The sequence below is a fragment of the Clostridium tyrobutyricum genome (assembly GCF_019144085.1).
Classification (GTDB): Bacteria; Bacillota; Clostridia; order Clostridiales; family Clostridiaceae; genus Clostridium_B; species Clostridium_B tyrobutyricum_A.
This window is the reverse complement of record NZ_JAHHUY010000008.1, coordinates 65787-89108: the sequence shown is the minus strand read 5'-3', so window position 1 is coordinate 89108 and position 23322 is coordinate 65787. Positions and strand designations below refer to the sequence as shown.

Genomic DNA, 23322 nt, shown 5'->3' with positions numbered 1-23322 from the left:
ATTACCGGCAGTTTATTTTTGTATTATCTATAACATGGTTCCCAGAGTTCATTTTCTACTGCTTTTTTTGGATCTTCAATAGTATTTCGGTTTATGCCTTCCTTAACTGCTTGAGTTACTACAGCAGTTGCTACAAGTTTTGATGATTCTCTAAGCATTGATACCGGTGGAAGTATAGGTGCACCTAATTTTGACATGTCCTGGAGAGAAGCAATTCCATTTGCAGCAGCAGAGAGCATATCATCTGTGACTACTTTTGATTTTGCAACTATTATACCAAGCCCAAGACCTGGATAAAGAAGTGCATTATTAGCCTGACCTATTGTGTATGTAACCCCATTGTATTCCACTGGATCAGAAGGACTACCGGTAACTACTAGGGCTTTACCATCAGACCATTTTATAACATCTTCTGCAGTTGCTTCACATAGTTTTGTAGGATTTGAAATAGGCATGATGGCAGGTCTTTTTGTGGATTTTGACATACTTTTTACAACTTGTTCTGTAAAAGCACCATGAACACCTGAAGTTCCAATAAGTACTGTAGGTTTAACTGCATCTACTATTTCTGCCAGAGATTTTAATGGATTTTTAAATTCCCCACTTGGTCGAGCATATTTCTTTTGTCCATCTGTAAGACCGTCCATATCCTGAGTTAAAAGTCCCTGCCTATCTACGAGATAAAACTGTGCTTTGGCTTCATCTTCAGTCAATCCGTTTTTAACTTTTTCAAGAAATATTTGATCAGAGACACCAACACCTGCAGTACCCCCTCCAAATACCAATACTATATGATTTTTTACGGGAATTTTTGTAACTTTAGCTATAGCATTCATGGCAGATACCATCATTACTCCAGTTCCCTGGATATCGTCATTGAATGTACATATGTCTTTTCTATATTTTTCAAGAATTTTTCTTGCATTGCCCCGGCCAAAATCTTCCCAGTGTATGAGAACTTCTGGAAAAAGGTCAAGGGATATTTTAACAAATTGGTCTATAAAATCATCATATATCTTTCCTGTAATTCTATTATGTTTATTTCCTATGTATAGTGGATCATTTAGAAGTTTTTCATTGTTTGTACCTGCATCTATTACTACAGGAAGAACATTTTTAGGATTTATACCAGCGGCTACAGTATACACTGCCAATTTCCCTATTGATATGTCTACACCGTGTACTCCCCAGTCACCTATTCCAAGTACTCCTTCTCCATCTGTTACAACTATAAGCTTAATTTCATCAAGATTTTTTAAAGCGGCTTCAATAGAGTTTCTTATATTTCCTGGATTATCTACAGATAAGAATACAGCATCTTTTGGAGTATCAAAATTTTTTGAATAGTTTATTACTGCATCTCCTATAGTTGGAGTATAAATAATAGGGAGGAATTCTGTAACATGTTTTCCAACAATATAGTAGAAAAGAGTGCGATTTGTGTCATATAAATTCATTAGAAAAAGATGTTTTTCAAGGTTATCTTGAATGGATATAATCTTTTCATATATAATCTTTTCCTGTTCATCTATTGTCCTTACTGCATCGGGCAAAAAACCTACCAGATCATATTTTTCTCTTTCTTGGTGTGTAAAAGCAGTTCCTTTGTTAAAAAAAGGATTTCTCAATAGATCCTGTCCTGTTAAATTAGGCATTTATTAAACACTCCTTGTTGATATATTTTAATGGTTTTTCAACTTTTTATAACTTATAAATCCATATAATGAAGTATACTATACCTATAGCAAAAATTAAACTATATAAGGCATGTTAAAGATTGTAGTTATATGTACAATATAAAATAAAAGGAGGGAATTTAAAATGGATTTTGATATATTTGATGCTCATGCACATTATGATGATGAGCAATTTGATAAAGACAGGGAAATTATAATAGAAGAACTTGTAAAAAATAGAATTGTAGGAGTGTTGAATTGTGGTGCATCAATACAAGGATCAAGAGCTTCTGCAGAGCTTTCAAAAAAGCATGATATATTTTATGCGGCTGTAGGCATACATCCAGAGTACGCAGATAAATTTTCAGAGGATACAGTTACAGAACTCAAAAATTTATCTAAAATGTCTAAAGTTAGGGCTATTGGTGAAATAGGACTTGATTATTATTATAAAGAGAATCCACCTAGAGATATCCAAAAAAAAGTTTTTATAAGACAAATGAAACTTGCCAAAGAGTTGAATCTTCCAGTAATCATTCACGATAGGGAAGCTCATGGAGATACTCTTGAAATAATAAAGCAATTTAGCAGTGTTAAAGGGGAGATTCATTGTTTTTCTGGAAGTGTTGAATTTGCTAGAGAGTGCGTTAAACTTGGGTATTATATAGGCTTTACAGGAGTGGTAACTTTTAAAAATGCAAAGAAAGTAGTTGATGTGGCAAAAGAAGTTCCACTTGACAGAATTTTAGTTGAAACTGATTGTCCCTATATGGCACCGACTCCTTTTAGAGGTAATAGAAACAGATCTGAATACATAAAATTTATAATAGAAAAGATAGCTGAAATAAGACAAATAAGAGCAGAAGAATTGAGTAGTATAACAATTGCCAACAATAAAAAATTACTTGGAATAAAATCATGATATTTATCATATATATATAGTAATTTAGTTATAATATTTTTCATCTGAAAGTATTTTCTTTATAGGATTTATAAGGCTGTTAATAAAGTCAATTTGGAATCATAATAATATTTTATTAGTTTATGCATAGAATGCATTTAACAGCCTATTAGAGCGATTATTTGACATAAATCAAGCTTGCCGTTATAATATTGTGTATCGCTCTTACCCAGAGGAGGTATTTTTTATGGTGGGAAAGTTAAGGACATACGTAAACAAATATTTTTCCAATGGTCCTAAGACATCAGCAGTTATTATAGCGGTTTTAGTTATAATAGTGACTGCGGTAATTTTTAATATGAAAAAGACAATAACTATTTCAGTAGATGGCACAGATAAGAAAATTACTACTTTCAGCAGTAATTATGGGAAAATATTGAATAATAACAAAATTAAGGTAGGACCTAAGGATAAAGTAACCCCTAGTTTAAACAGCAAAGTTTACGACAAAGGAAAATTATATATTAAAAGAGCAGTAAAATTGGAAGTTGTTGTTGACGGAAGAAAGGTACACGTACATTCTGCAGAAGATGATGTTTTTCATATGTTGGAAGCAGAAAAAATTAAATTGAGAAGTTTGGATAGAGTATCTCCAAGTGGAGATTTGCCATTAAAAAATGAATTAAAAGTATGTGTAACCAGGGTTGACAGTAAGGAAGTAAGCACAAATATACCTATAGAATATGAAACAGTTGTAAAAGATGATACCAGTGTCCAGTCTGGTAGTAAAAAAGTTATTCAGGAAGGTAGAAATGGAGAAAAAGAGACTGTAACAAGAATTATATATGAAAATGGGAAGGAAACCGCCAGGAAGGTTATAAGAGAAGTAGTCAAAAAACAGCCTGTACAAAAGGTTGTTGCAATGGGTACTTTATCAGCAGATGCAGTATCTTATACCCCTTCAAGAGGAGGTAATTTTTCATATGCTAAATCTCTACAGATGAGATCAACTGCATATACTGCAGATTATGAAAGTACAGGCAAGGGACCTGGAGATCCAGGATTTGGCATAACAGCTACAGGTACTGTAGCTAAAAGAAGTAATGTTAGTTCTGTAGCAGTTGATCCAAGAGTGATACCATTAGGCACAAGGTTGTATATAGACGGTTATGGTTATGCCATAGCTGAGGATACTGGCGGTGCCATTAAGGGAAATAGACTGGATCTGTTTTTTAACTCCAGTTCAGAAGCAAACAACTGGGGAGTAAAAACGGTTAATGTGTATGTCATTGAATAGGAGTTTTATGCTCCTATTTTTTTGGTTAAATATTTTTGCTGCTCTTTTTAGCTTCCATATAAAATACCTTTATAAATTTTTTGGTATTTATACGTATATGAGACATGGAACTATGAATTTCATTTTGCAGTTCGAGCATTCTTTTGCGGACCTCTGTAAAATCAAAAAACTTAGAGGAGTATTCCTCGAATTTAGTATTGGAGTAATCTGTCAGCCCAAGAGAAGCTATATAACTTAAACCCTGGAATATTGCTCTTCTTACTCTCTGTTCCGAAGCTTTGAATTCTTTTTGTAAGTTTTCTTTTGTGTAAGAACTGCCAAGCCTTTTTGTTGATGTATTCGTAAATAGATCTTTTAAAGATGGAAAATCATTTTTAAAAGAATTTCCTCTATAATAATCTGAAAGATATTGAAGTATGTCTATAATATCGGTACTTCCGCTTTCACTTATCATACCAAGATCTGTTAATATAAATTCTCCACATTCGATAATATTTTTCTGTACAGTAGATTTTTTATCTATTTTTTTAGACTTTTCAAGACCGAGTATGCTTATAGTTTTCTGAATGTCTTTTATAGATCTTTGAAGCTTGATATTATTTGATACCTTTTCTATTACTTTTATTACTTCCAATCTATTAATTGGTTTTGTAATATAGTATTCTATATTAAGAGAATATGCATCACCTATTATATTTTTATCTTCTACTTGTGAAAGCATTATAATTTTAAAATCAAAAGATGGACCTAAATCCTGTACTGTTTGAATACCATCTTTAATAGGCATAAGCAAGTCTATGATAAGAATATCCACTTTTTTAAAATTAAGCATATCTGTATTTATATAAGAGCCATCTTCAGAGGCCCCTACTACTTTTCCAAGATCATAATCTTCAATAATTTCTTTTATCATGGAACGGATTACTTCATCATCGTCAACAATAAAAAAGTTCATTATATCATCCTTTCTCAGATAAACTTTTAATAGGAAGTGTAATAGTAAAAACTGTATTGTTTGAATTTACTTCACTTTTTAATTCTATAGTACCATTTAGTTCTTCCACTAATTTTTTGATATATGGAAGACCCATACCGGTAGAAGGAGTACCATACATATCATATTTAGTAGTATAGCCAGCCTTAAAAATCAAATCTCTTTTTTTATCAGGAATACCAATACCGTTGTCATGGACTTCGAATCTTATACAATTATCGATTCTATAAATCATAATTTTTATTATTCCATTTTGGGATATAGCTTCTACAGAATTGGATACCAAATTATTAATAAGTGATAAAGTTGTATAAATATGAATGTGTTTTACATGTGATTTAATAGTAAGAAAAAATTTTATATTTTTACCTAATGAGTCTGCATATTTTTTATTGCTATTAATAATTATATTACCTATTTCTTTTATATCCATGTAATCTGTAGAATTTTCGTTGGAAATCATTTTGGAAATACCAGAATATATTCTTTGATTATCTTTTTTTATGTCATGTACTTCTCCAGCAATAACCAGTAATTTTTTAGATAATTCATCTATATTTATATTTAAATCTTTACTTTGTATTTTTCTATATAAATTATAACAGTTTCTAGTTATATTTTCTGCATTTTGAAGGGATTTCTTTAATTCTATAGATTCTTCATATAAATTGGATATTAAAAAAATCATATGAGCATTTTGTATTTGTTGATGTTCTATTTCCTGTTCAGTTTTCTGTAATTTGATCATGCTAAAAATTCCAAGAACAAAAATACTTCTTATAAGAGCTATGAGCACTATTTTGCCCAGTATTATTCCATTAATAGTATCTGATAATATAAAATGTCTGAATACAAGTTCAATTGTACTTGAGCATATTTCTATAAGAGTAGATAAACCTATTATTATAGGCAAACGATTTTGAAATCTCTTTACTTTCATTAAATAAAAGAGAAGAGAATAAGTAAAATAATAGAAAAATGTAGATAAATGTGTTGAAAAAGAAATAATAAATTCAAAATTATTATTTGAAATTAAATCAATAAATATTCTAAAGGACACTACAACTATACCTATTATAAATGTAGGTAAAATCATGGGCATCTTATGTGTAAATAATAACCAGAAGAAAAATAGTGGGGTACCTAAGCTTACACGAAAACTATCGTGAAAAGGGAAAAATTTAAATTCACCTACTATAGGTACTAATAATATAAAAAGGACTATTATGTAAAAATTCTTTTTCGACAATAATTCACATCTCCCGATTTAAAATAGTATATTTAATCTATATAAAAGAATATCAGAAATCTGGTAAATATACTATAATATTTAAAGATTTATAAGCAAAAAATACAATTAAGTGTATTGTCATAAAAATAGATATATCGTTAAGAATTGCTTAACAATATATCTATTTTGTTATTAAAATTAAAAAGTACATTGTAGTTTTATGTAGATTAATATAGATAAGGATATATTATAAATATAAAGTAAGATAATGCTGATTTCAATACATAAGAATATAAAACAGATATTTTAAATTAAAATTATTAATGAGGTGGAATAGAATGAAAAAATTTAAATGCAGTTTGGCAGTACAGATAGTTATCGGTCTAGTACTGGGTGTTGTAGTAGGAGGTGCTTTTTATGGTAATGCAGCTGTTGCAACTTATCTTGAACCTATAGGTCAGATTTTCCTGAACCTTATTAAGATGATAGTTATACCTATTGTCTTTTCATCATTGGTAGTTGGAGTTGCCGGTGTAGGAGACATTAAAAAATTAGGAAAACTAGGCGGCAAAACTATTATATATTTTGAACTCATAACTACTATTGCTATTTTTATAGGAATTGGATCTGCCAATATATTTCATCCTGGAAGTGGTGTAAATATTCATGAACTTTCAAAGGTAAGTATTAAAAGCTATGTAAATACTGCACAGAACACACATCACAGTTTGGCAGATACATTTATAAATATTGTTCCTAGCAATTTTTTTGAGGCACTTTCTACAGGAAATTTACTTCCTATTATATTTTTCTCTGTTATGTTTGGATTGGGTATAGCAGCTATAGGTAAAAAAGGTAAAGTTGTAATTGATGTCTGTCAGGGTGTGGCAGATGCTATGTTCTGGATGACGAATCAAATTATGAAGACTGCACCAATTGGTGTATTTGCTCTTATTGGGGTTACAATATCGAAATTCGGTATTTCCTCTTTAATTCCCTTGGTAAAATTGATTATTACTACATATGGTACAATGGCATTTTTCATAGTAGTTATATTAGGCATAGTAGCTAAAATAGCAGGTACAAGCATTTTTAAAATGTTTAAAATTTTAAAAGACGAAATTATTCTTGCTTATACTACTGCAAGTTCTGAAGCGGTATTACCAAAGCTTATGGAGAAAATGGAGAAATTTGGATGCCCAAAGGCTATTACATCCTTTGTTATTCCTACAGGATATTCTTTTAATCTGGATGGATCTACATTGTATCAATCAATAGCAGCCTTATTTATTGCACAGATGTATGGAATCCATATGACTCTTCCAGCACAAATCAATTTGATAATAGTATTGCTTGTAGCTTCTAAGGGTATGGCAGGAGTTCCTGGAGCATCTTTTGTAGTTTTACTTGCCACTTTAGGTTCTGTAGGTATACCAATAGAGGGAGTTGCATTTATTGCAGGTATAGATCGTATTCTTGATATGGCAAGGACTGTAGTAAACATTATTGGTAATTCTCTAGCTGCAGTAGCTATATCAAAATGGGAAGGTAAATACAATGCTGTAAAAGGCGAGGAATATATTCAAAATTTAAATTCAATAAAGGAAATTGCATAAAAGTATATACTTGTATATAAAAAGACAGTCTGGAGTTTATGAACTGACCCCCATAAGTTAGATCTAAAAATCTAACTTATGGGAGGTCAGTTTTTTATGAATAATTGAGAAATACATAGTAAAAGTTATAATTTATGATAAAATAAAGCTATTATATTCTATAAATTATGGAGGATTTATGATTAAAGAAATTATTGTAGTTGAGGGTAGGGATGATGTAACAGCTGTAAAAAAAGCAGTTGATGCAGAGCTTATAGCAGTAGGTGGATTTGGAATAAATAAAAAAGTTATAGATAAGATAAAAGAGGCTCAAAAAAGACGTGGTGTTATAGTTCTTACAGATCCTGATTTTGCAGGAGAAAAAATCAGAAGAATTATTTCAAAACGAGTAAAAAATATAAAACATGCATATATATCCCAGGAAGATGGTATGCGTGATGGAGATATAGGAGTAGAAAATGCATCTCCTGAAGTTATAAGAAGAGCTCTTGAAAATGCAAAGTATGAAGAAAAAGAAAAAAGACATGAATTTGATATAAATGACATGATATTTTTTGAACTTACAGGAGATAAAAAAGCTAAATATAGAAGGGATAAACTTGGCAAAAAATTAGGAATAGGATATGCTAATGCAGCACAATTTTTAAATAGATTGAATAATTATGGAATTACAAAGGAGGAGTTTAAGAAGGCTTTAAATGAGTTAAAATAATATATATAAGGAGATTTATATGGAGAAGTTTTCTACCAAAGATATTGTATACAAATATAAATTTAAATTTTCGAAAAAACTAGGACAAAATTTTTTAATAGATGATTCGGTATTGGAGGATATAATATGTGCAGCGGATATCTCAAGTGAGGATTTTGTTATAGAGATAGGACCGGGAGTTGGAACACTTACCAGGGAACTCTTAAACAGGGCTAATAAAGTATGTGCAATAGAGTTGGATTCAGGATTGATACCCATACTTCAAGAAGAGTTAAAGGACTTTTCTAATTTTGAGTTAATACATGGAGATGCACTAAAAACAGATTTCAACAAATTGATTGCTGATTATGATAAAGTAAAATTTGTAGCCAATCTTCCGTATTATGTAACTACACCTATAATATCAAAAATTTTAAATGAAGATTATAAATTTAAATCTTTAACTATAATGATACAGAAAGAAGTAGGCGAAAGGATAGCAGCTAAACCCGCTTGTAAACAATATGGGGCTTTGTCTATTTTAGTTCAATATTATTGCGATGTATCTGTAGTTAGAAAAGTAACTCCAGACGCATTTATTCCAAGTCCCAAGGTAGATTCTATCATAATAAAGTTAGACAGACTAAGTGAACCTAAAATAGAGTTGAAAGATAAAAAATTCTTTTTTAAAATAGTAAGGTTGGCTTTTAATATGAGAAGAAAAACTTTATGGAATGCATTGAAACCATTGAAAATTTCCAAAGTGGATATGGAACTTGCTTTTGAAAGATCAAGTATTGATCCAAAGAGAAGAGGAGAGACTCTTTCTATAAAGGAATTTGGTAAATTATCTGATTCTATACACGAATTATTGTAATTAATTGTTCACTTTTTGGAAGTTGCCTCATATATTATAATGAATAAAATATATGGAGGTATAGAAGTTGGCGCAAAAAAAGAGTTATAGTAGATATTTTATAATATTGCAGGAAGATGAAAAAGGATACTCTTTAGCTTCTGATAAAATTGCTTCAGGATATGCTAAGTTGGAAACTAAAAATGATAAGTGCAAAGTATCTTATTACGTACAGAATCTAAAAAAAGATAAAACACCTTATTACATGATACTTATATGCAATAAAAACGATGCGAAGAAGATAATTAATGTTGGAGAAATGAACATAGATGATTATGGCAGAGCTGATGTTAGCTATGAATATCCGATAAATAATGTATCAGGTAGTGGAATAGGCATAGATAAAGTATCTGGAGCAGCTATTGTTAGACTTTTAGATGGAAATATAATAGCTGTAATGAGTGGATTTGCAAGTATGGATATACCTGATTGGCAGTCATTTGATGTTTCAGAGAATAAAAATAAAAAAGCTGAGGGTCAAAAGTCAAAACCAGTAAAACAATCAGATAAAAAGACAGACAATAAGTCCGACAATAAACAAGACAACAATAAAGATAAATCCGATGTTAAAAAAGAAGTTGAAAAATCTAAGGACATTAAAAAAGACAAGGATAAGGATGCTAAAAATGATAAGGATACAAAGAAGAAAACTGTAAAAGACAATAAGAAAGATGAAAAAAAAGATAATCAAAAGGATAAAGCTAAACTATCCAATAATAAAAGCATATTTGATGAATATGAAGAAAATATAGAATTGAAGAAAAAAGAAATTAATACGGAAAAGATGGATAATATTGAAGCTGATAAACCAAAACAGAGGTTGGATAAAGAGTCTAGTTTATTAAATAAAATTTCTGATTTAGTTCAAGATGAGAAAAAGGAAAGACTAGAGGAAATTAAAAATATAAATGAAGATGAGTCTAATGATGATGAAATTTATATAGATAATTCAGCTGTAGAAGTTTCAGAGGAGGATTATAGAGGACATAACAAAAAATCAAAAAATGATTTTCTGGGATTACTTGTAAAAGGATTCAAGGAAGTTTCAGACGTTACTAGAGAATTAAAAAGATGTAAATGGTATAAGGTACCTGTAACATCAATAAATAGTCTTCAAAACACTAGAGACCGTAATAAATACACATTCGTATATTGTCCTATGATGCCCTATTATAAGTATATAGAAGAGAATTGTCATATCTTATTTGGATATAAATATGACAAAAATGGAAATGTTAAATATATGCTTTATGGAATACCTGGAACGAAAAGTAGAGAAGACCAACCTTATGGAGGAAAATCTGGATTTGTTACGTGGATACCTTCTTACAGAGGTAAAGATAAATCCGGTTACTGGATAATGTTCTATGATTTTAAAACTGGAACTATACAAATACCTATAAAGAAAAAGTGATATGAAATCAACAACTTTAAATAAGAGAAATCTGGGTGTTATTATAATTATAATAGGACTTATAATTATACTATTTATATTTGGCAATAGTTTTCAGGAGAGATTAAGATATACGGCACTAATCCAAAATAATATAAGTTCTCTATCAGAATATAGTGAATTAAATGGTAAATTAAAATATAAACTTCCGTCAAAATGGCAAGTGAAAAAACAGGATATATTTGGAGAGGATATAATATGCCATACAGATTTTATAAGTGATGATAATAAGGTAATCGGTTTTTTTGAAATATGGAACTTTAAAGGTAATCTCAAAGAGTTTCTAATAAACAGCAAGCTAATATCCGATAAGCAAAATCTTTATAAGACATATTCTTTGGATAGCATAAGTATTGGACAAAAAAATGGCTATCTACTAAAATATACTATTACAAAACCAGTAGGAGATAGTTATGTTTGTAATGAGTATTTTATAAAAGATGGAGATAGATTTTATAGATTTTCATTCTTTATGAGACAAAGTGATTTTAAGGGTGATATGGAAACTGTATTTAAAACTATAGTAGAGACCCTTAGATATGATTGAACAATACTTTCCCTTCAAGTTTGTTATTGAAAGGGAATTTTTTTATCAAATTATGTTATAATATTGAGAGAGATTTTTAAACATTATGATATTTAAAAGCATATAAAAATTAGTATTATATAGATATTAGAAATCAGTCATAATTAAAGAAGGGAAGTAATAATAAAATGAGTAATTGTAATACCTGCCCAAGTAATTCCAAATGTGGTGAGGAAAATAAGAATAAATGCTCTAAGCTAATTCCGAAATTTGGCAATATAAAACATATAATAGGTGTCATGAGTGGAAAAGGTGGGGTGGGCAAATCAACAATAACCGGTACCCTTGCCATAAAGTTGGCACACAAAGGATATAAAGTTGGAGTACTAGATGGAGATATAACGGGACCATCCATGCCCAGGTTTTTTGGGATAAACACTAAAAGAGCCAATATATCTCAAATAGAAGGTACACAGGATGTGAAATTTTCTACTGTAAATACAAAATTGGGAGTAAAGGTTATCTCATTGAATCTTTTGACGGAAAAAGAGGAACAGCCGGTTATATGGAGAGGACCTGTTATTACTGGAGTATTGACACAGATGTATTCAGATACTCAGTGGGGAGAATTGGATTATCTTTTAATAGATATGCCTCCTGGAACAGGTGATATAGCACTTACTATAATGCAACAAGTACCTCTTGAAGGTATAGTTATTGTTTCAACACCTCAGGATATGGTATCCATGATAGTTAAAAAAGTGGTTATAATGGCTGAGAAAATGAATATAAATATAATTGGAGCTGTAGAAAATCTCTCATATGTTAAATGTGAAAAATGTGACGAAAAAATAAGATTATTTAGTAAAAAATCTGCCAGGGAACAGGCTGCATATTTAGGTCTTCCTCTTCTTGCTGAATTACCTATGGATCTAGAATTGGCAGATAGTATGGAAAGTGGAAATGTGGAAGATTACATATGTAATTCAACTGATTATAACACTTTAATTGAGAATTTTATGGAAGGTTTAAATAAAAATAGATAAAGTATTTAAAGCTAAAATGAATATTAATATCCTAATTGGTCAATAATTATTAATGTATAATATATCGTGAATTGTCGAATTAAGTCTTTTTATATATCAATATAAATCAAGATTAAAATCGAAAAATCACATATTTTTCTATGCAAAACTTTATTGAAGAGAGGATGTGATATTTGTGGAAGCAGAAGTTGATAAAGATGTCTGTATAGGATGTGGCATGTGCCCAAGTGTATGTCCTGATGTATTCACCATGGATGATGATGGAAAAGCTGGTACATTGGTAAGTGAAATTCCAAATACGTCTGAAGATTCAACAAGGGAAGCAAGAGATGGATGTCCTGTGGATGCTATATCTATAAATGAATAATTATTTATATAAAAAACTGTACGCAAATAATTTTGTACAGTTTTTTGTTCTATAATTATTTAATAAGTTCTCTTTAAAATACTTTCAATACGTTTAAGTGGTAATAAAGCTACTATAACCAAGCATATAATACCTTCAATCAACATGAAAATACCATTTACAGATAATGAATAAATCATAGGAGACATGCCTTTTGGAGCAAAACTTCCGAAAAATAATACTCCTGATATAAAGTGACATATAAACCGGCCTAAAATAGCTGTCAAAGTTCCTAGTAATTTATAATTTTTAAAATAGCCTGCAATACCAAGCATCATAAAAGGAAGCGGATAGTCAAATATAACTTGTACAGGCTGAAGTATATATGGATCCAATATTAAATTTATAATGCCATATAGAAAACCTGTAAGGAAACCTAGTTCTGGACCATAAAAAAAGGCTATAAGCAATATAGGTATCATACTTCCAAGAGTTATATTCCCACCCTGTGGCAAGTGGTACAATCTAAATATTTCTAATATAGTAGCAAGTGCCAATGCAATTCCTATATGAGTTATTATGTGAGTATTGAATTCTATCTTTCTTATTTTAGTAATAAACAAAATAAAAATTATTAAAGCTATCAATGTAAATATTGCGTCTGGATGTGACATTATTTCTATAAAATTTTTTGATAATGACATAAAAATCCTCCTTCATATTTTAGAGGTACATAAAAAAGAGGAAAGTTTTTCATAAAAGCCACAATTGGCTTCCCTACGCTGGTATTACCCAGATCAGGTAAAGGGTTAATATATATTTCTCAGCTTTAAAAGCACCCCTAGCATCAAAATTATTATAGTATATACATATAAATAATTCAACAAATTGGAGGGCTTGATATATTGGTAGGACCTCTTCCAGTCATATTTGTATTGGATAGTTCTATGTTTATATTATCTCCTGTTTTAAAGTTATAGGGAAGATAAGAAGTTGATATATTTACAGTTGAACCGTCACAAAAGACTACGGTAGCTTCTGTATTACTTGAATCTATTATTTTTCCAATCATAGATACATTACTCCTTTAAATTTAATGTAAAATATGTTTTCGGTTTTTAATTGTAGTATAATATTTAAGCATACTTTTAAAGTTATTTTGTGAAACCTTAAAAAAATTATTCTATAAATTTTAATATTACAATTCAGACCAAATTGGAGAATTTTTATATTAATCCAGTAAAAATAGGCTTAATGTAAAAATAAGCACTGAAGATAAGAATTGATATTTATAAAGGTAAATAGTATAATTACATAAGCATTCAAGATATAGTGGTTTGGAGGAATAATATATGCTACATGTTGTAAAAAGAGATGGAAGAGAAGTAGAATTTAATTCTATTAAGATAACTAATGCTATAAAAGGAGCATCAGATGAAATAGGCTTTGAGCTAAAAGAAAGTGAGTTTATTGATTTAACTCAAAAAATTATTCAACATATAGAAAATTTGGATTTACAAGAAATAAATGTAGAGAATATACAAAATATAGTTGAAGACGTACTTATAAATAATGAATACAGAACAATTGGACAAGCTTATTCCAATTATAGAAGAGATAGGAATAATATAAGAGAAATAAAATCTGATCTTATGAAAGCTATTGATAAAATAGGTATTGAAACAGACAGGGATAACGCAAATGTTGGTAATAATTATAGTTCAAAGCTTTTAAGAATAGCAAGCGAATCAAATAAGTGGCATAATTTGGCCACCATGCCTAAATATTTAGCTAAAGCACATGAAAACGGAGATGTATATTATCATGATCTTGATTCCTATAACTTAAGTATTAATTGTCTACACATACCTACAAAAGAGGTATTGCTGAATGGATTCAATACAGGATACGGTAATATAAGAAAGCCAAAGAGAATAGGGTCTGCCGCTGAATTGTCATGTATATTATTACAATCATCACAAAATGATATGTTCGGTGGACAATCTCATCCGGATTTTGATAATGACATGGCTATGTTTATTGAACCTACAAGACAGGAAATAATAAATGACCTAAAAGACATGGGAATAGATGAAAGTAACATGGCAGAGATATCCAATAAGAAATTGAGAAAAAATGTAGAACAATCCATGCAGGGTATAATATATAATTTGAATACTATGCATTCAAGAGCAGGTTCTCAAGTGCCATTTAGTTCTATTAATGTGGGTATTCCAAGGTCGAAAGATGCGGCTTTGGTATGTGAAGTGTTTTTAACTGAGTATGAAAAGGGACTTGGACAAGGAGAACAGCCTGTATTTCCTAATATAATATTTAGAGTAAAAGATGGAGTAAATAAAAAACAGGGAGATCCTTATTACTATTTATTTAAAATTGCCTGCAAGGTAGCTGCAAGGAGAATGAATCCTACTTTTATGAATATGGATGCAGACTTCAATAAATTTTATTATGACCAGGGAATAGTTCCAGCTACTATGGGATGCAGAACATATGTATGTTCAAATGTAAATGGACAGGCAGGATCAAAGGGTAGGGGCAATATAGCTCCAACTACAATTAACTTGCCAAGAATAGGTATTTTAGCTAAAGGAGATATAAATAAATTTTTTAGACTTCTTGATGATAGATTAGATCTTTCAAGAGAATCTCTAATGCATAGATATGATACACTTAAGAAGTTAAAAGTTAAAGATTTGCCTTTTGTTGCAGGACAGGGTCTTATGAAGGGTTCTGAAAATTTAGGTGAAGAGGATTCTATAGAGCCTATATTAAAACAGGGTACATGGGGTGTAGGATTTATTGGACTTGCAGAGACTTTAGTGGCTCTTACAGGAAAACATCACGGACAAAGTAAAGAATCAAGAGAACTTGGCTTCAAAATCATATCTCATATCAGAAATTATACAGATAAGTTGACAGAAGAGACTCATTTGAATTGGAGCTGCTATGCTACACCAGCAGAAGGACTTAGTGGTAAGTTCATACTCAAAGATAAAAAGATATTTGGAGAAATAGAAGGAGTTACAGATAAGGATTATTATACTAATTCATATCATGTACCTGTAAACTATCCCATATCAATAAAAGATAAAATTGATATAGAAGCGCCATATCATAAATTATGTAATGGAGGACATATAAGCTATATTGAGCTTGATGATTATCCATCGGAACAGACAATTTATGATATAATAAACTATGCATATACCAATACTAATATAAGCTATATAGGAATAAATTTTCACATAAGATATTGTAGAAAATGTGGTACTTATCTTCATGGAGAGGATGAATGTCCAAAGTGTGGAAGTAGTGACATTCAGGGAATATCAAGAGTTACAGGATATCTTTCGTTAGATGAGAGATTTGGAGAAGGAAAAGTAGCAGAGAGAAAAGATAGAATATCACAGGCTTCTGGAAGGCATGTTTATAATGTATAATATGAATATTGAAAACAGGTGATGGATATGGAGCATAAAAGAGTAAGATTATCAGGTATAGCTTATGAGAGTCTGGTAAATGGACCAGGGCTTAGAAGGGTATATTTTGCTCAAGGTTGTGGACACAATTGCCGGGGCTGCTTTAATCCATCAACTCATTCTTTTTATGGTGGAGAATTGAGAGATATAAATATGTTGGTTGAAGATATAAAATCAAATTCTATGATACATGGCGTAACATTTTCAGGTGGTGATCCATTTTATCAGGCAGAAGAGTTTTCATATATGGCAAAGAAAATCAAGACCATTGGATTGAATATATGGTGCTATACAGGATATAAAATTGAGTATATACTAGATAATAAGATTGAATATGGTCTAGAACTTTTAAAAAATATAGATGTACTTGTAGATGGAAAATTTGATGAAAATAAAAAAGCTGTTTCACTCAAATTTAGAGGTTCTAGTAATCAAAGAATTATAGATGTAAGAGCAAGTATTAATTTAAAAAATATAGTGTTAATTGATATTTAAACATAATATTATATGTCATAGTTAATACTTTATATAGGGAAGTGATATTATGAGTGATGATTCTAAAATAGAAGTGTGTGATTGTTATGAAGTTCATGATAAACTTATAAATTGTGTTAAAAAGACTATGCTTGATGAAGATACATTCATTAAATTATCATCTCTCTTTAAAGTCCTGGGAGATTATACTAGAATAAAAATTATATACGCTTTATTTAAAACGGAATTATGTGTTTGTGATATTGCAGAAGTGCTTAATATGAGTCAATCTGCTATATCACATCAACTCAGGATATTGAAGTCAGCACGCCTTGTTAAATTCAGAAGAGATGGAAAGCTTGTATATTATTCCTTGGATGACGAGCATATAAATCAATTGTTTAATGCTGGTTTAGAGCATGTAGTCATAGGATAAAAAACTGTCTCAAAATAAATTTTGAGACAGCTTTTTTATTTGTAATTTAGTATTTTTACATCTTTATATTGATTTTTACAATCATCAGATAGGTTTAAATAATTTTTACCGATATATTTTCCACTTTTAATATATTTGAGAAAAGTTTCTAATCCATCTAATTCAAATGATAAGTCAGGTGTTTTATAATGCATTGGAATTATAATATGAGGATGTATTAGTTTTGCTACTTCAGCAGCTTCTTTTCCATCTATGGTAAAATTACCGCCTACAGGTATAAACAGTACATCTATAGATTTAAGATTATTAATTTCTTCTTTGGATAATACATATCCTAGATCTCCTAGATGACATAGTCTATATCCATCCATTTCAATTATAAAAATTATGTTTTTGCCTCTTTTTGCACCTTTTACTTTATCGTGATAGGAAGGAAATCCTTTTATCGAGATATTTTGAAAATTAAAATCACCTGTTTTATCTATTATATTTGAATATGTTATTTTTTTGGTGTAGTCGTGATCAAAATGATGATGACTTATAGTAACTGTATCTACAGTACCCTCAAATACCTTATATCCAGTTGAATCATCAAAAGGATCTGTTAAAACTTTAATGTTGTTTGAATCCTCCAGTATAAAACTAGAATGACCAAGCCACGTTACTTTCATAAAATCATCTCCTAGTTTAATATTAAGAACATTATAACATTATATTTAGATATTTATTGTAAAAAATAGTATGAAAATATTTGACAATAAAAAATGTCTATAATATAATTAAGTCGATTACGTAAAATAGTATAGTTGAATATCGAAAGCTTTGAACAGGAAGAGTATTTAAATCGTGTTACTGAAAGAGAGCGAAGTATAGGTGAAAATTCGCAGGAAGATTTAAAGAAAATCACCTGGGAGCTAAAAAACTGAAATAATTATTAGTAGGTTTTTTCGTAGTTCCACGTTAAGGAATAAAATGTATTTGTATTTTTTGAAATTTACACATAGGTGGTAAAGCGAATCTCAACTTCGTCCTATTATTAGGATGAAGTTTTTTTATTTAAGATATTATATGCTATAGAAAGGAGTTAATTATGTATAATAAGATTGATAACTCTAAAAGTTTTATTGACAGGGAAAAAGATGTAGTAGACTTTTGGAAAAAAAATAAAATTGTTGAAAAGAATTTTGAACTAAATAAAGATGGTAAGTATTTTACTTTTTATGATGGACCACCAACTGCCAATGGTAATCCTCATATAGGTCATGTTCTAACTAGGGTCATGAAAGACTTTATAATAAGATATAAGGTAATGAAAGGCTATAATGTTTTAAGAAAAGCAGGTTGGGATACACATGGACTTCCAGTTGAACTTGAAGTGGAAAAAAGTCTTGGAATATCAGGAAAACCACAGATAGAAGAATATGGAGTGGAAAGTTTTATAAAAAAGTGTAAAGATAGTGTATTTACTTATATAAGCGAATGGAAGGATATGTCAGACAGGATAGGATTCTGGGTTGACATGGATAATCCTTATGTTACTTATCATAATGACTATATAGAATCAGAATGGTGGGCTTTAAAGCAGATATGGGATAAAGGCCTTTTGTATAAGGGTTATAAAGTTGTTCCATATTGCCCAAGATGTGGAACAGCACTTTCTTCACATGAAGTATCTCAAGGATATAAAGATGTAAAGGAAACATCAGTTTATGTTAAGTTTAAACTAAAAGATGAAGATAAGTATATGCTTGCATGGACTACAACTCCATGGACTCTTCCAAACAATATGGCACTTGCAATAAATAAAACTTATGATTATGTAGAAGTAATAAACAAAGGCCAGCACCTTATATTAGCAGAGGCTCTTTTAGGAAAATTGGAAGAAGAATATGAAGTAGTAAGGAAGCTCAAGGGAAAAGAACTTTTAGGATTGGAATATGAGCCAATGTTTAATTTTGTAAAATATGAAGGAAAGGCTCATTATGTTATACATGGAGACTATGTTACTCTTACAGATGGTACGGGAATTGTTCATACAGCACCTGCATTTGGTGAAGATGACAGCAATATATGTAAAGAGTATGATATACCTGTTGTAAATTCTGTAGATACTCAAGGAAGGTACAAAGATGAGGTCACTCCATGGAAAGGCTTATTTGTCAAGGACGCAGACCCTAAAATAATAAAATATCTAGAAGAAAACAATATTTTATATAAATCAGAAAAATTTACTCATTCATATCCATTTTGCTGGAGATGTGATACACCACTTTTATACTATCCAAGAGATACCTGGTTTATAAAAATGTCTTCTATGAGAGATAAATTAGTTGATAATACCAACAGTACTAACTGGTATCCAGATAACATAAGAACAGGAAGGTTTGGAAAGTTTATAGAAGGAGCTATAGATTGGGGCCTCAGCAGAGAGAGATATTGGGGCACACCACTTCCAATCTGGGAATGTGAATGTGGCCATAAGGAATGTATTGGAAGTATTGCAGAACTTAAGGAAAAGGGAATAAATGTACCTGAGAATATAGAACTTCATAAGCCATACATAGATAATGTTAAATTGAAGTGTCCGCACTGCGGCAAGGACATGAAGAGAGCAAGTGAAGTAATAGATTGTTGGTTTGATTCAGGATCAATGCCATTTGCACAGCATCATTATCCTTTTGAAAACAAAGAATTGTTTGAAGAAAATTTCCCTGCTCAATATATAACAGAAGCAGTAGATCAAACAAGAGGATGGTTTTATACTCTTATGTCAATATCTACAATCTTATTTCATAGAAGTCCATTTGAAAATTGTATGGTATTAGGTCATGTTTTAGATAAACATGGACTTAAAATGTCAAAGCACAAGGGAAATGTATTGAGTCCAACTGTAGTTTTGAATAATGAAGGAGCAGATGCTACAAGATGGTATTTTTATACTTCAAGTGCTCCCTGGCTTCCATCAAGATTCTATGAAGAGGCAGTTCAGGATACTCAAAGAAAATTCTTGGGAACCCTTTGGAATGTATATTCATTCTATGTGTTATACGCGGATTTGGATAATTTTAACCCGTTGAATTATAAAGATTTTAAATCTGAGAATATAATGGATAAGTGGATATTGTCAAGATTGAATTCACTTATAAAAGAAACAGAGAAGCATTTAGACAAATATGAAGTAACTCAAGCTGCCATAAACATAGGAGAATTTGTAGATAGCCTTTCAAATTGGTATGTAAGAGTTAACAGAGCAAGATTCTGGAATTCTAAGTTGGATACTGATAAAATAGGTGCTTATGTAACACTTTATAAAGTTTTGACTACTCTAAGCATGATAGCAGCACCATTTGTACCATTTATGACAGAGGAAATTTATCAAAATTTGGTAGTGAAATTAGATAAAGATGCTCCTGAAAGTGTGCATTTATGTAAATGGCCTGAATATGATGAAACTATTGTAGATAAAGCTTTGGAAGATGATATGTCAGAAGCTTATAAAATAGTTAAACTTGGAAGAAGTGCTAGGAATACAGCTAATATAAAGAACAGACAGCCACTTTTAGAAATGCTTGTAAGTTCCAAGACTCTTCAAGATTACTATGGAAACATGATAAAAGAAGAATTAAATATAAAGAAGGTAGAATTTGGTGCAGATCTATCTAAGTATGTTAATTTCAATATAAAACCAAATCTTCCTGTATTGGGAAGAGAATACGGTAGATTTATACCTGAAATTAGAAAGCAGATTTCTTCCCTGGATCAAATGGAGCTTTCAAAGAAGATAAAAGCAGGTGACTCTGTTTATCTTGATATAAATGGACAAAAAATAGAATTGAACTCTGACAATCTGCTTATTACAATGCAGGGATTAGAAGGATTTGCATTTGCAGGTGAAGGTACTATAGGTATAGTACTTGAAACAACCATAACTGAAGAACTTAAAGAAGCGGGAAACTTGAGAGAAATATTAAGCAAAATACAAAACCTGAGAAAAGAAAGTGGTTTTGAAGTTGCAGATAATATAAAATTATATGTTTCGGGTAATACTTATCTTGAGGGTATAGTTAAAAAATTTGAACAGCAAATTAAACGAGAAACACTTTCATATGAAATTCTGTATAATGAAAATTTTAAGTACAATGATTACAAGATAAATGGAGAAGATTTTAGAATTGCAGTAGAGTTATTAAAAAAATAAGTTTGATAAGTTTTATTTATAAAATCAAGGTTATAGTCATATGGATGAATTTGTATGATTATAACCTTGATGTAGATAATTCTTGTAGTATATGTCAATATAATAAAATTAACTTGTAATAGTTACAATTTACAAGTATAATTATAAAAAGAAAACGTATCGGTAGGTGAAAAAAATGGCAGCATCAATTAAAGATGTAGCTAAAGAGGCAGGTGTTTCTATAGCTACAGTTTCAAGAGTATTAAACGATGTAGACGTTGTAAATGAGGAAACTAAGAGAAAAGTCTTAGAAGCTATAGATAAGCTAGGCTATAGGCCGAATATAATAGCTAGAAGCCTTAAAACACAAAGAACAAAAACTATAGGGATAATAATACCTGATATATCAAATCAATTTTACCCTGAAATAGTAAGAGGGGCCGAAGATGTAGCAAATATATATGACTATAATATAATGCTTTGCAACACAGATTTGGACTTTGAAAAAGAAATGGAATACCTTAGAGTTCTCAAAGAAAAAATGGTAGATGGAGTTTTGTATATGAGTGCATCACTAGAACCATCTATATTGGAATTAATAAAACAGCTTCAACTTACCATGGTATTAGTAGAGACTGCAAACGATAATGAGGATATACCAAGTGTTACTATTGACAATAAAAAAGCAGCTTATGATGGAGTCAATTATTTAATTGAAAGAGGTAATAAAAAAGTAGCCTATATAGGTGCTCATGAGGATGAAGAAAATGCCAGTGCAGTTAGATATATAGGATATAAGGAAGCTCTAAAGGATAATAACTTTAGTATTGATGATAATATCACTTGTTTTGGAGGCTTAAAAGCTAAAGACGGATATGAGGGTATGAATCAAATACTGGATAAGCAGAGTATAGATTCAGTATTTTGCTGTAGTGATGAAGTTGCTATGGGGGCTATAAATGCACTTAGAGACCGCAATATAAGAGTTCCGGAAGATGTAGATGTAATAGGATTTGGAAATATATATTCAGCATCTGTATTCTATCCAAAGATAACTACAGTAGCTCAACCTATGTATGATATGGGTTCCGTAGGTATGAGAATGCTCATAAAACTTATAAACAAACAAAAAGTTGAAAATACAAAATATGTATTGAATCATGAATTGATTAAGAGAGATTCATGTAAACAATGAAAAATATTTCTGGAATAATATGTATAACAAAGGGGTAAACTATTAGGAAAGGAAAATTTATGGTAGAAAGATTAATAGATTTGGTTGTTCTTGTATTGGATAAAACGGGGTATATAGGTGTATTTATAGCTATGGCTCTTGAAAGCGCATGTATTCCAATACCTAGCGAGGCTATTCTTCCTTTTGGAGGCTATTTGAGCTATTTAGGAAGGCTAAGTATAATTCCTGTTGTGATTTTTGGAACATTAGGAGGAACTATAGGTTCTTGTGTAGCTTACTATATAGGAAAAATTGGTGGAAGACCTCTGGTAGAAAAATATGCAGATAAACTTAGGTTATCTAAATCACATATACAAAAAAGTGATGATTATTTTAACAAATATGGTGAAAGAATAGTATTTTTCTCTAGATTATTGCCTATAATTAGAACATTTATATCACTTCCTGCAGGAATAAGCAAAATGAATTTTAAAAAATTTATTGTATATACCTTAATAGGTTCTGCCTTATGGAGTGTTATTTTAGGGTTTGCAGGATATAAAATGGGAGAAAATTGGATAACCATACGTGAATGGTTTCATTTTGCAGATGTAGCTTTAGTTGTTATAGTGATTGCATTTGTAGTTTACAAGATATTTACCAAATTTAAAAAGTCAAAAGAGTAATTAAAAACTATACATAAATTAAAAGAATTTTGTACACTAAATTATATTTAATGTACAAAATTCTTTTTTTTTGTCTAACGATTTTTTTGTAAATCATATATTTCCATGGTATAATTTAACATAAAAGTAAGTATAATTAGTAAGTTAAATGGATTAATTATCGGTGCCTTACATATGAAAAG

Annotated in this window: 21 protein-coding genes, 1 riboswitch and 1 other annotated feature; of the genes, 15 read left to right on the top strand and 6 right to left on the bottom strand. The window is 30.3% G+C overall.

The window, feature by feature from the left end; all coding sequences use genetic code 11:
- Positions 1-23 precede the first annotated feature (23 nt).
- Complete coding sequence (locus tag KM800_RS05660; RefSeq protein WP_217812204.1) at positions 24-1655, bottom strand: NAD-dependent malic enzyme; 1632 nt, start codon at positions 1653-1655, stop codon at positions 24-26.
- Positions 1656-1821: 166 nt separating this feature from the next.
- On the opposite strand from KM800_RS05660, the gene KM800_RS05655 reads away from it, so the two are divergent.
- Both KM800_RS05655 and KM800_RS05650 read left to right on the top strand, forming a co-directional pair.
- Positions 1822-2598, top strand: a complete 777-nt coding sequence (locus KM800_RS05655) for a TatD family hydrolase (protein ID WP_217812203.1) — start codon at positions 1822-1824, stop codon at positions 2596-2598.
- Between the two features lie 226 nt (positions 2599-2824).
- Positions 2825-3874 (top strand): 3D domain-containing protein, encoded by a 1050-nt coding sequence (locus KM800_RS05650; RefSeq protein ID WP_217812202.1) that lies wholly within the window; start codon positions 2825-2827, stop codon positions 3872-3874.
- 25 nt (positions 3875-3899) lie between these two features.
- On the opposite strand, the gene KM800_RS05645 is transcribed toward KM800_RS05650, so the two are convergent.
- Positions 3900-4829, bottom strand: coding sequence for a response regulator (locus tag KM800_RS05645; RefSeq protein ID WP_217812201.1), 930 nt, complete (start codon positions 4827-4829; stop codon positions 3900-3902).
- A gap of 4 nt (positions 4830-4833) precedes the next feature.
- Positions 4834-5964, bottom strand: coding sequence for a sensor histidine kinase (locus KM800_RS05640; protein ID WP_217812234.1), 1131 nt, complete (start codon positions 5962-5964; stop codon positions 4834-4836).
- 473 nt (positions 5965-6437) lie between these two features.
- On the opposite strand from KM800_RS05640, the gene KM800_RS05635 reads away from it, so the two are divergent.
- The 7 genes from KM800_RS05635 (at position 6438) to KM800_RS05605 (ending at position 12714) form a co-directional block, all read left to right on the top strand.
- The gene (locus KM800_RS05635; RefSeq protein WP_217812200.1) at positions 6438-7715 is read left to right on the top strand and encodes a cation:dicarboxylate symporter family transporter; all 1278 of its coding nucleotides are present in this window, start codon (positions 6438-6440) and stop codon (positions 7713-7715) included.
- A gap of 178 nt (positions 7716-7893) precedes the next feature.
- Entirely contained in the window at positions 7894-8427 is a 534-nt protein-coding gene (gene rnmV / locus KM800_RS05630; protein ID WP_217812199.1) for a ribonuclease M5, read from the top strand.
- A gap of 19 nt (positions 8428-8446) precedes the next feature.
- Complete coding sequence (gene rsmA, locus KM800_RS05625; RefSeq protein ID WP_217812198.1) at positions 8447-9283, top strand: 16S rRNA (adenine(1518)-N(6)/adenine(1519)-N(6))-dimethyltransferase RsmA; 837 nt, start codon at positions 8447-8449, stop codon at positions 9281-9283.
- Between the two features lie 67 nt (positions 9284-9350).
- Positions 9351-10736 (top strand): hypothetical protein, encoded by a 1386-nt coding sequence (locus KM800_RS05620; protein WP_217812197.1) that lies wholly within the window; start codon positions 9351-9353, stop codon positions 10734-10736.
- A gap of 1 nt (position 10737) precedes the next feature.
- Positions 10738-11322: a PsbP-related protein gene (locus KM800_RS05615; RefSeq protein WP_217812196.1), complete on the top strand. Its 585-nt coding sequence runs from the start codon at positions 10738-10740 to the stop codon at positions 11320-11322.
- Between the two features lie 167 nt (positions 11323-11489).
- Positions 11490-12347, top strand: coding sequence for an Mrp/NBP35 family ATP-binding protein (locus KM800_RS05610; RefSeq protein WP_217812195.1), 858 nt, complete (start codon positions 11490-11492; stop codon positions 12345-12347).
- Positions 12348-12522: 175 nt separating this feature from the next.
- Entirely contained in the window at positions 12523-12714 is a 192-nt protein-coding gene (locus tag KM800_RS05605; protein WP_217812194.1) for a ferredoxin, read from the top strand.
- A gap of 59 nt (positions 12715-12773) precedes the next feature.
- On the opposite strand, the gene thiT is transcribed toward KM800_RS05605, so the two are convergent.
- Positions 12774-13397: an energy-coupled thiamine transporter ThiT gene (thiT, locus tag KM800_RS05600; protein ID WP_217812193.1), complete on the bottom strand. Its 624-nt coding sequence runs from the start codon at positions 13395-13397 to the stop codon at positions 12774-12776.
- A 53-nt stretch (positions 13398-13450) separates the two neighbouring features.
- Positions 13451-13546: riboswitch (TPP riboswitch) on the bottom strand.
- A 27-nt stretch (positions 13547-13573) separates the two neighbouring features.
- Entirely contained in the window at positions 13574-13765 is a 192-nt protein-coding gene (locus KM800_RS05595; protein WP_217812192.1) for a hypothetical protein, read from the bottom strand.
- Positions 13766-14045: 280 nt separating this feature from the next.
- On the opposite strand from KM800_RS05595, the gene KM800_RS05590 reads away from it, so the two are divergent.
- The 3 genes from KM800_RS05590 to KM800_RS05580 are packed head-to-tail and all read left to right on the top strand — an operon-like array spanning position 14046 to position 17103.
- Positions 14046-16154: an anaerobic ribonucleoside triphosphate reductase gene (locus KM800_RS05590; protein ID WP_217812191.1), complete on the top strand. Its 2109-nt coding sequence runs from the start codon at positions 14046-14048 to the stop codon at positions 16152-16154.
- A gap of 27 nt (positions 16155-16181) precedes the next feature.
- Positions 16182-16688 carry an anaerobic ribonucleoside-triphosphate reductase activating protein gene (gene nrdG / locus KM800_RS05585; RefSeq protein WP_419195457.1) on the top strand — a complete coding sequence of 169 codons (507 nt, stop codon included), beginning with the start codon at positions 16182-16184 and terminating at the stop codon, positions 16686-16688.
- Between the two features lie 49 nt (positions 16689-16737).
- Complete coding sequence (locus tag KM800_RS05580) at positions 16738-17103, top strand: ArsR/SmtB family transcription factor (RefSeq protein ID WP_254906470.1); 366 nt, start codon at positions 16738-16740, stop codon at positions 17101-17103.
- Positions 17104-17138: 35 nt separating this feature from the next.
- Here the strand turns inward: KM800_RS05580 and KM800_RS05575 are convergent, their stop codons facing one another.
- Entirely contained in the window at positions 17139-17774 is a 636-nt protein-coding gene (locus tag KM800_RS05575; protein ID WP_217812189.1) for an MBL fold metallo-hydrolase, read from the bottom strand.
- Between the two features lie 142 nt (positions 17775-17916).
- Positions 17917-18139: a binding site (T-box leader), on the top strand.
- Positions 18140-18193: 54 nt separating this feature from the next.
- Here KM800_RS05575 and ileS point away from each other — a divergent pair.
- The 3 genes from ileS to KM800_RS05560 all read left to right on the top strand — a co-directional run bounded on the left by ileS (position 18194) and on the right by KM800_RS05560 (position 23140).
- Complete coding sequence (gene ileS, locus KM800_RS05570; protein ID WP_217812188.1) at positions 18194-21301, top strand: isoleucine--tRNA ligase; 3108 nt, start codon at positions 18194-18196, stop codon at positions 21299-21301.
- A 175-nt stretch (positions 21302-21476) separates the two neighbouring features.
- Positions 21477-22475, top strand: coding sequence for a LacI family DNA-binding transcriptional regulator (locus KM800_RS05565; RefSeq protein WP_217812187.1), 999 nt, complete (start codon positions 21477-21479; stop codon positions 22473-22475).
- A 59-nt stretch (positions 22476-22534) separates the two neighbouring features.
- Positions 22535-23140 (top strand): DedA family protein, encoded by a 606-nt coding sequence (locus tag KM800_RS05560; RefSeq protein WP_217812186.1) that lies wholly within the window; start codon positions 22535-22537, stop codon positions 23138-23140.
- The last annotated feature ends 182 nt before the right edge of the window (positions 23141-23322 follow it).

Bases quoted from the DNA above. Each gene is read 5' to 3' on its own strand.
- KM800_RS05660 (WP_217812204.1), bottom strand. From the start codon at position 1,655: ATGCCTAATTTAACAGGACAGGATCTATTGAGAAATCCTTTTTTTAAC.
- KM800_RS05655 (WP_217812203.1), top strand. From the start codon at position 1,822: ATGGATTTTGATATATTTGATGCTCATGCACATTATGATGATGAGCAA.
- KM800_RS05650 (WP_217812202.1), top strand. From the start codon at position 2,825: ATGGTGGGAAAGTTAAGGACATACGTAAACAAATATTTTTCCAATGGT.
- KM800_RS05645 (WP_217812201.1), bottom strand. From the start codon at position 4,829: ATGAACTTTTTTATTGTTGACGATGATGAAGTAATCCGTTCCATGATA.
- KM800_RS05640 (WP_217812234.1), bottom strand. From the start codon at position 5,964: ATGATTTTACCTACATTTATAATAGGTATAGTTGTAGTGTCCTTTAGA.
- KM800_RS05635 (WP_217812200.1), top strand. From the start codon at position 6,438: ATGAAAAAATTTAAATGCAGTTTGGCAGTACAGATAGTTATCGGTCTA.
- rnmV (WP_217812199.1), top strand. From the start codon at position 7,894: ATGATTAAAGAAATTATTGTAGTTGAGGGTAGGGATGATGTAACAGCT.
- rsmA (WP_217812198.1), top strand. From the start codon at position 8,447: ATGGAGAAGTTTTCTACCAAAGATATTGTATACAAATATAAATTTAAA.
- KM800_RS05615 (WP_217812196.1), top strand. From the start codon at position 10,738: ATGAAATCAACAACTTTAAATAAGAGAAATCTGGGTGTTATTATAATT.
- KM800_RS05610 (WP_217812195.1), top strand. From the start codon at position 11,490: ATGAGTAATTGTAATACCTGCCCAAGTAATTCCAAATGTGGTGAGGAA.
- thiT (WP_217812193.1), bottom strand. From the start codon at position 13,397: ATGTCATTATCAAAAAATTTTATAGAAATAATGTCACATCCAGACGCA.
- KM800_RS05595 (WP_217812192.1), bottom strand. From the start codon at position 13,765: ATGATTGGAAAAATAATAGATTCAAGTAATACAGAAGCTACCGTAGTC.
- KM800_RS05590 (WP_217812191.1), top strand. From the start codon at position 14,046: ATGCTACATGTTGTAAAAAGAGATGGAAGAGAAGTAGAATTTAATTCT.
- nrdG (WP_419195457.1), top strand. From the start codon at position 16,182: ATGGAGCATAAAAGAGTAAGATTATCAGGTATAGCTTATGAGAGTCTG.
- KM800_RS05580 (WP_254906470.1), top strand. From the start codon at position 16,738: ATGAGTGATGATTCTAAAATAGAAGTGTGTGATTGTTATGAAGTTCAT.
- KM800_RS05575 (WP_217812189.1), bottom strand. From the start codon at position 17,774: ATGAAAGTAACGTGGCTTGGTCATTCTAGTTTTATACTGGAGGATTCA.
- ileS (WP_217812188.1), top strand. From the start codon at position 18,194: ATGTATAATAAGATTGATAACTCTAAAAGTTTTATTGACAGGGAAAAA.
- KM800_RS05565 (WP_217812187.1), top strand. From the start codon at position 21,477: ATGGCAGCATCAATTAAAGATGTAGCTAAAGAGGCAGGTGTTTCTATA.
- KM800_RS05560 (WP_217812186.1), top strand. From the start codon at position 22,535: ATGGTAGAAAGATTAATAGATTTGGTTGTTCTTGTATTGGATAAAACG.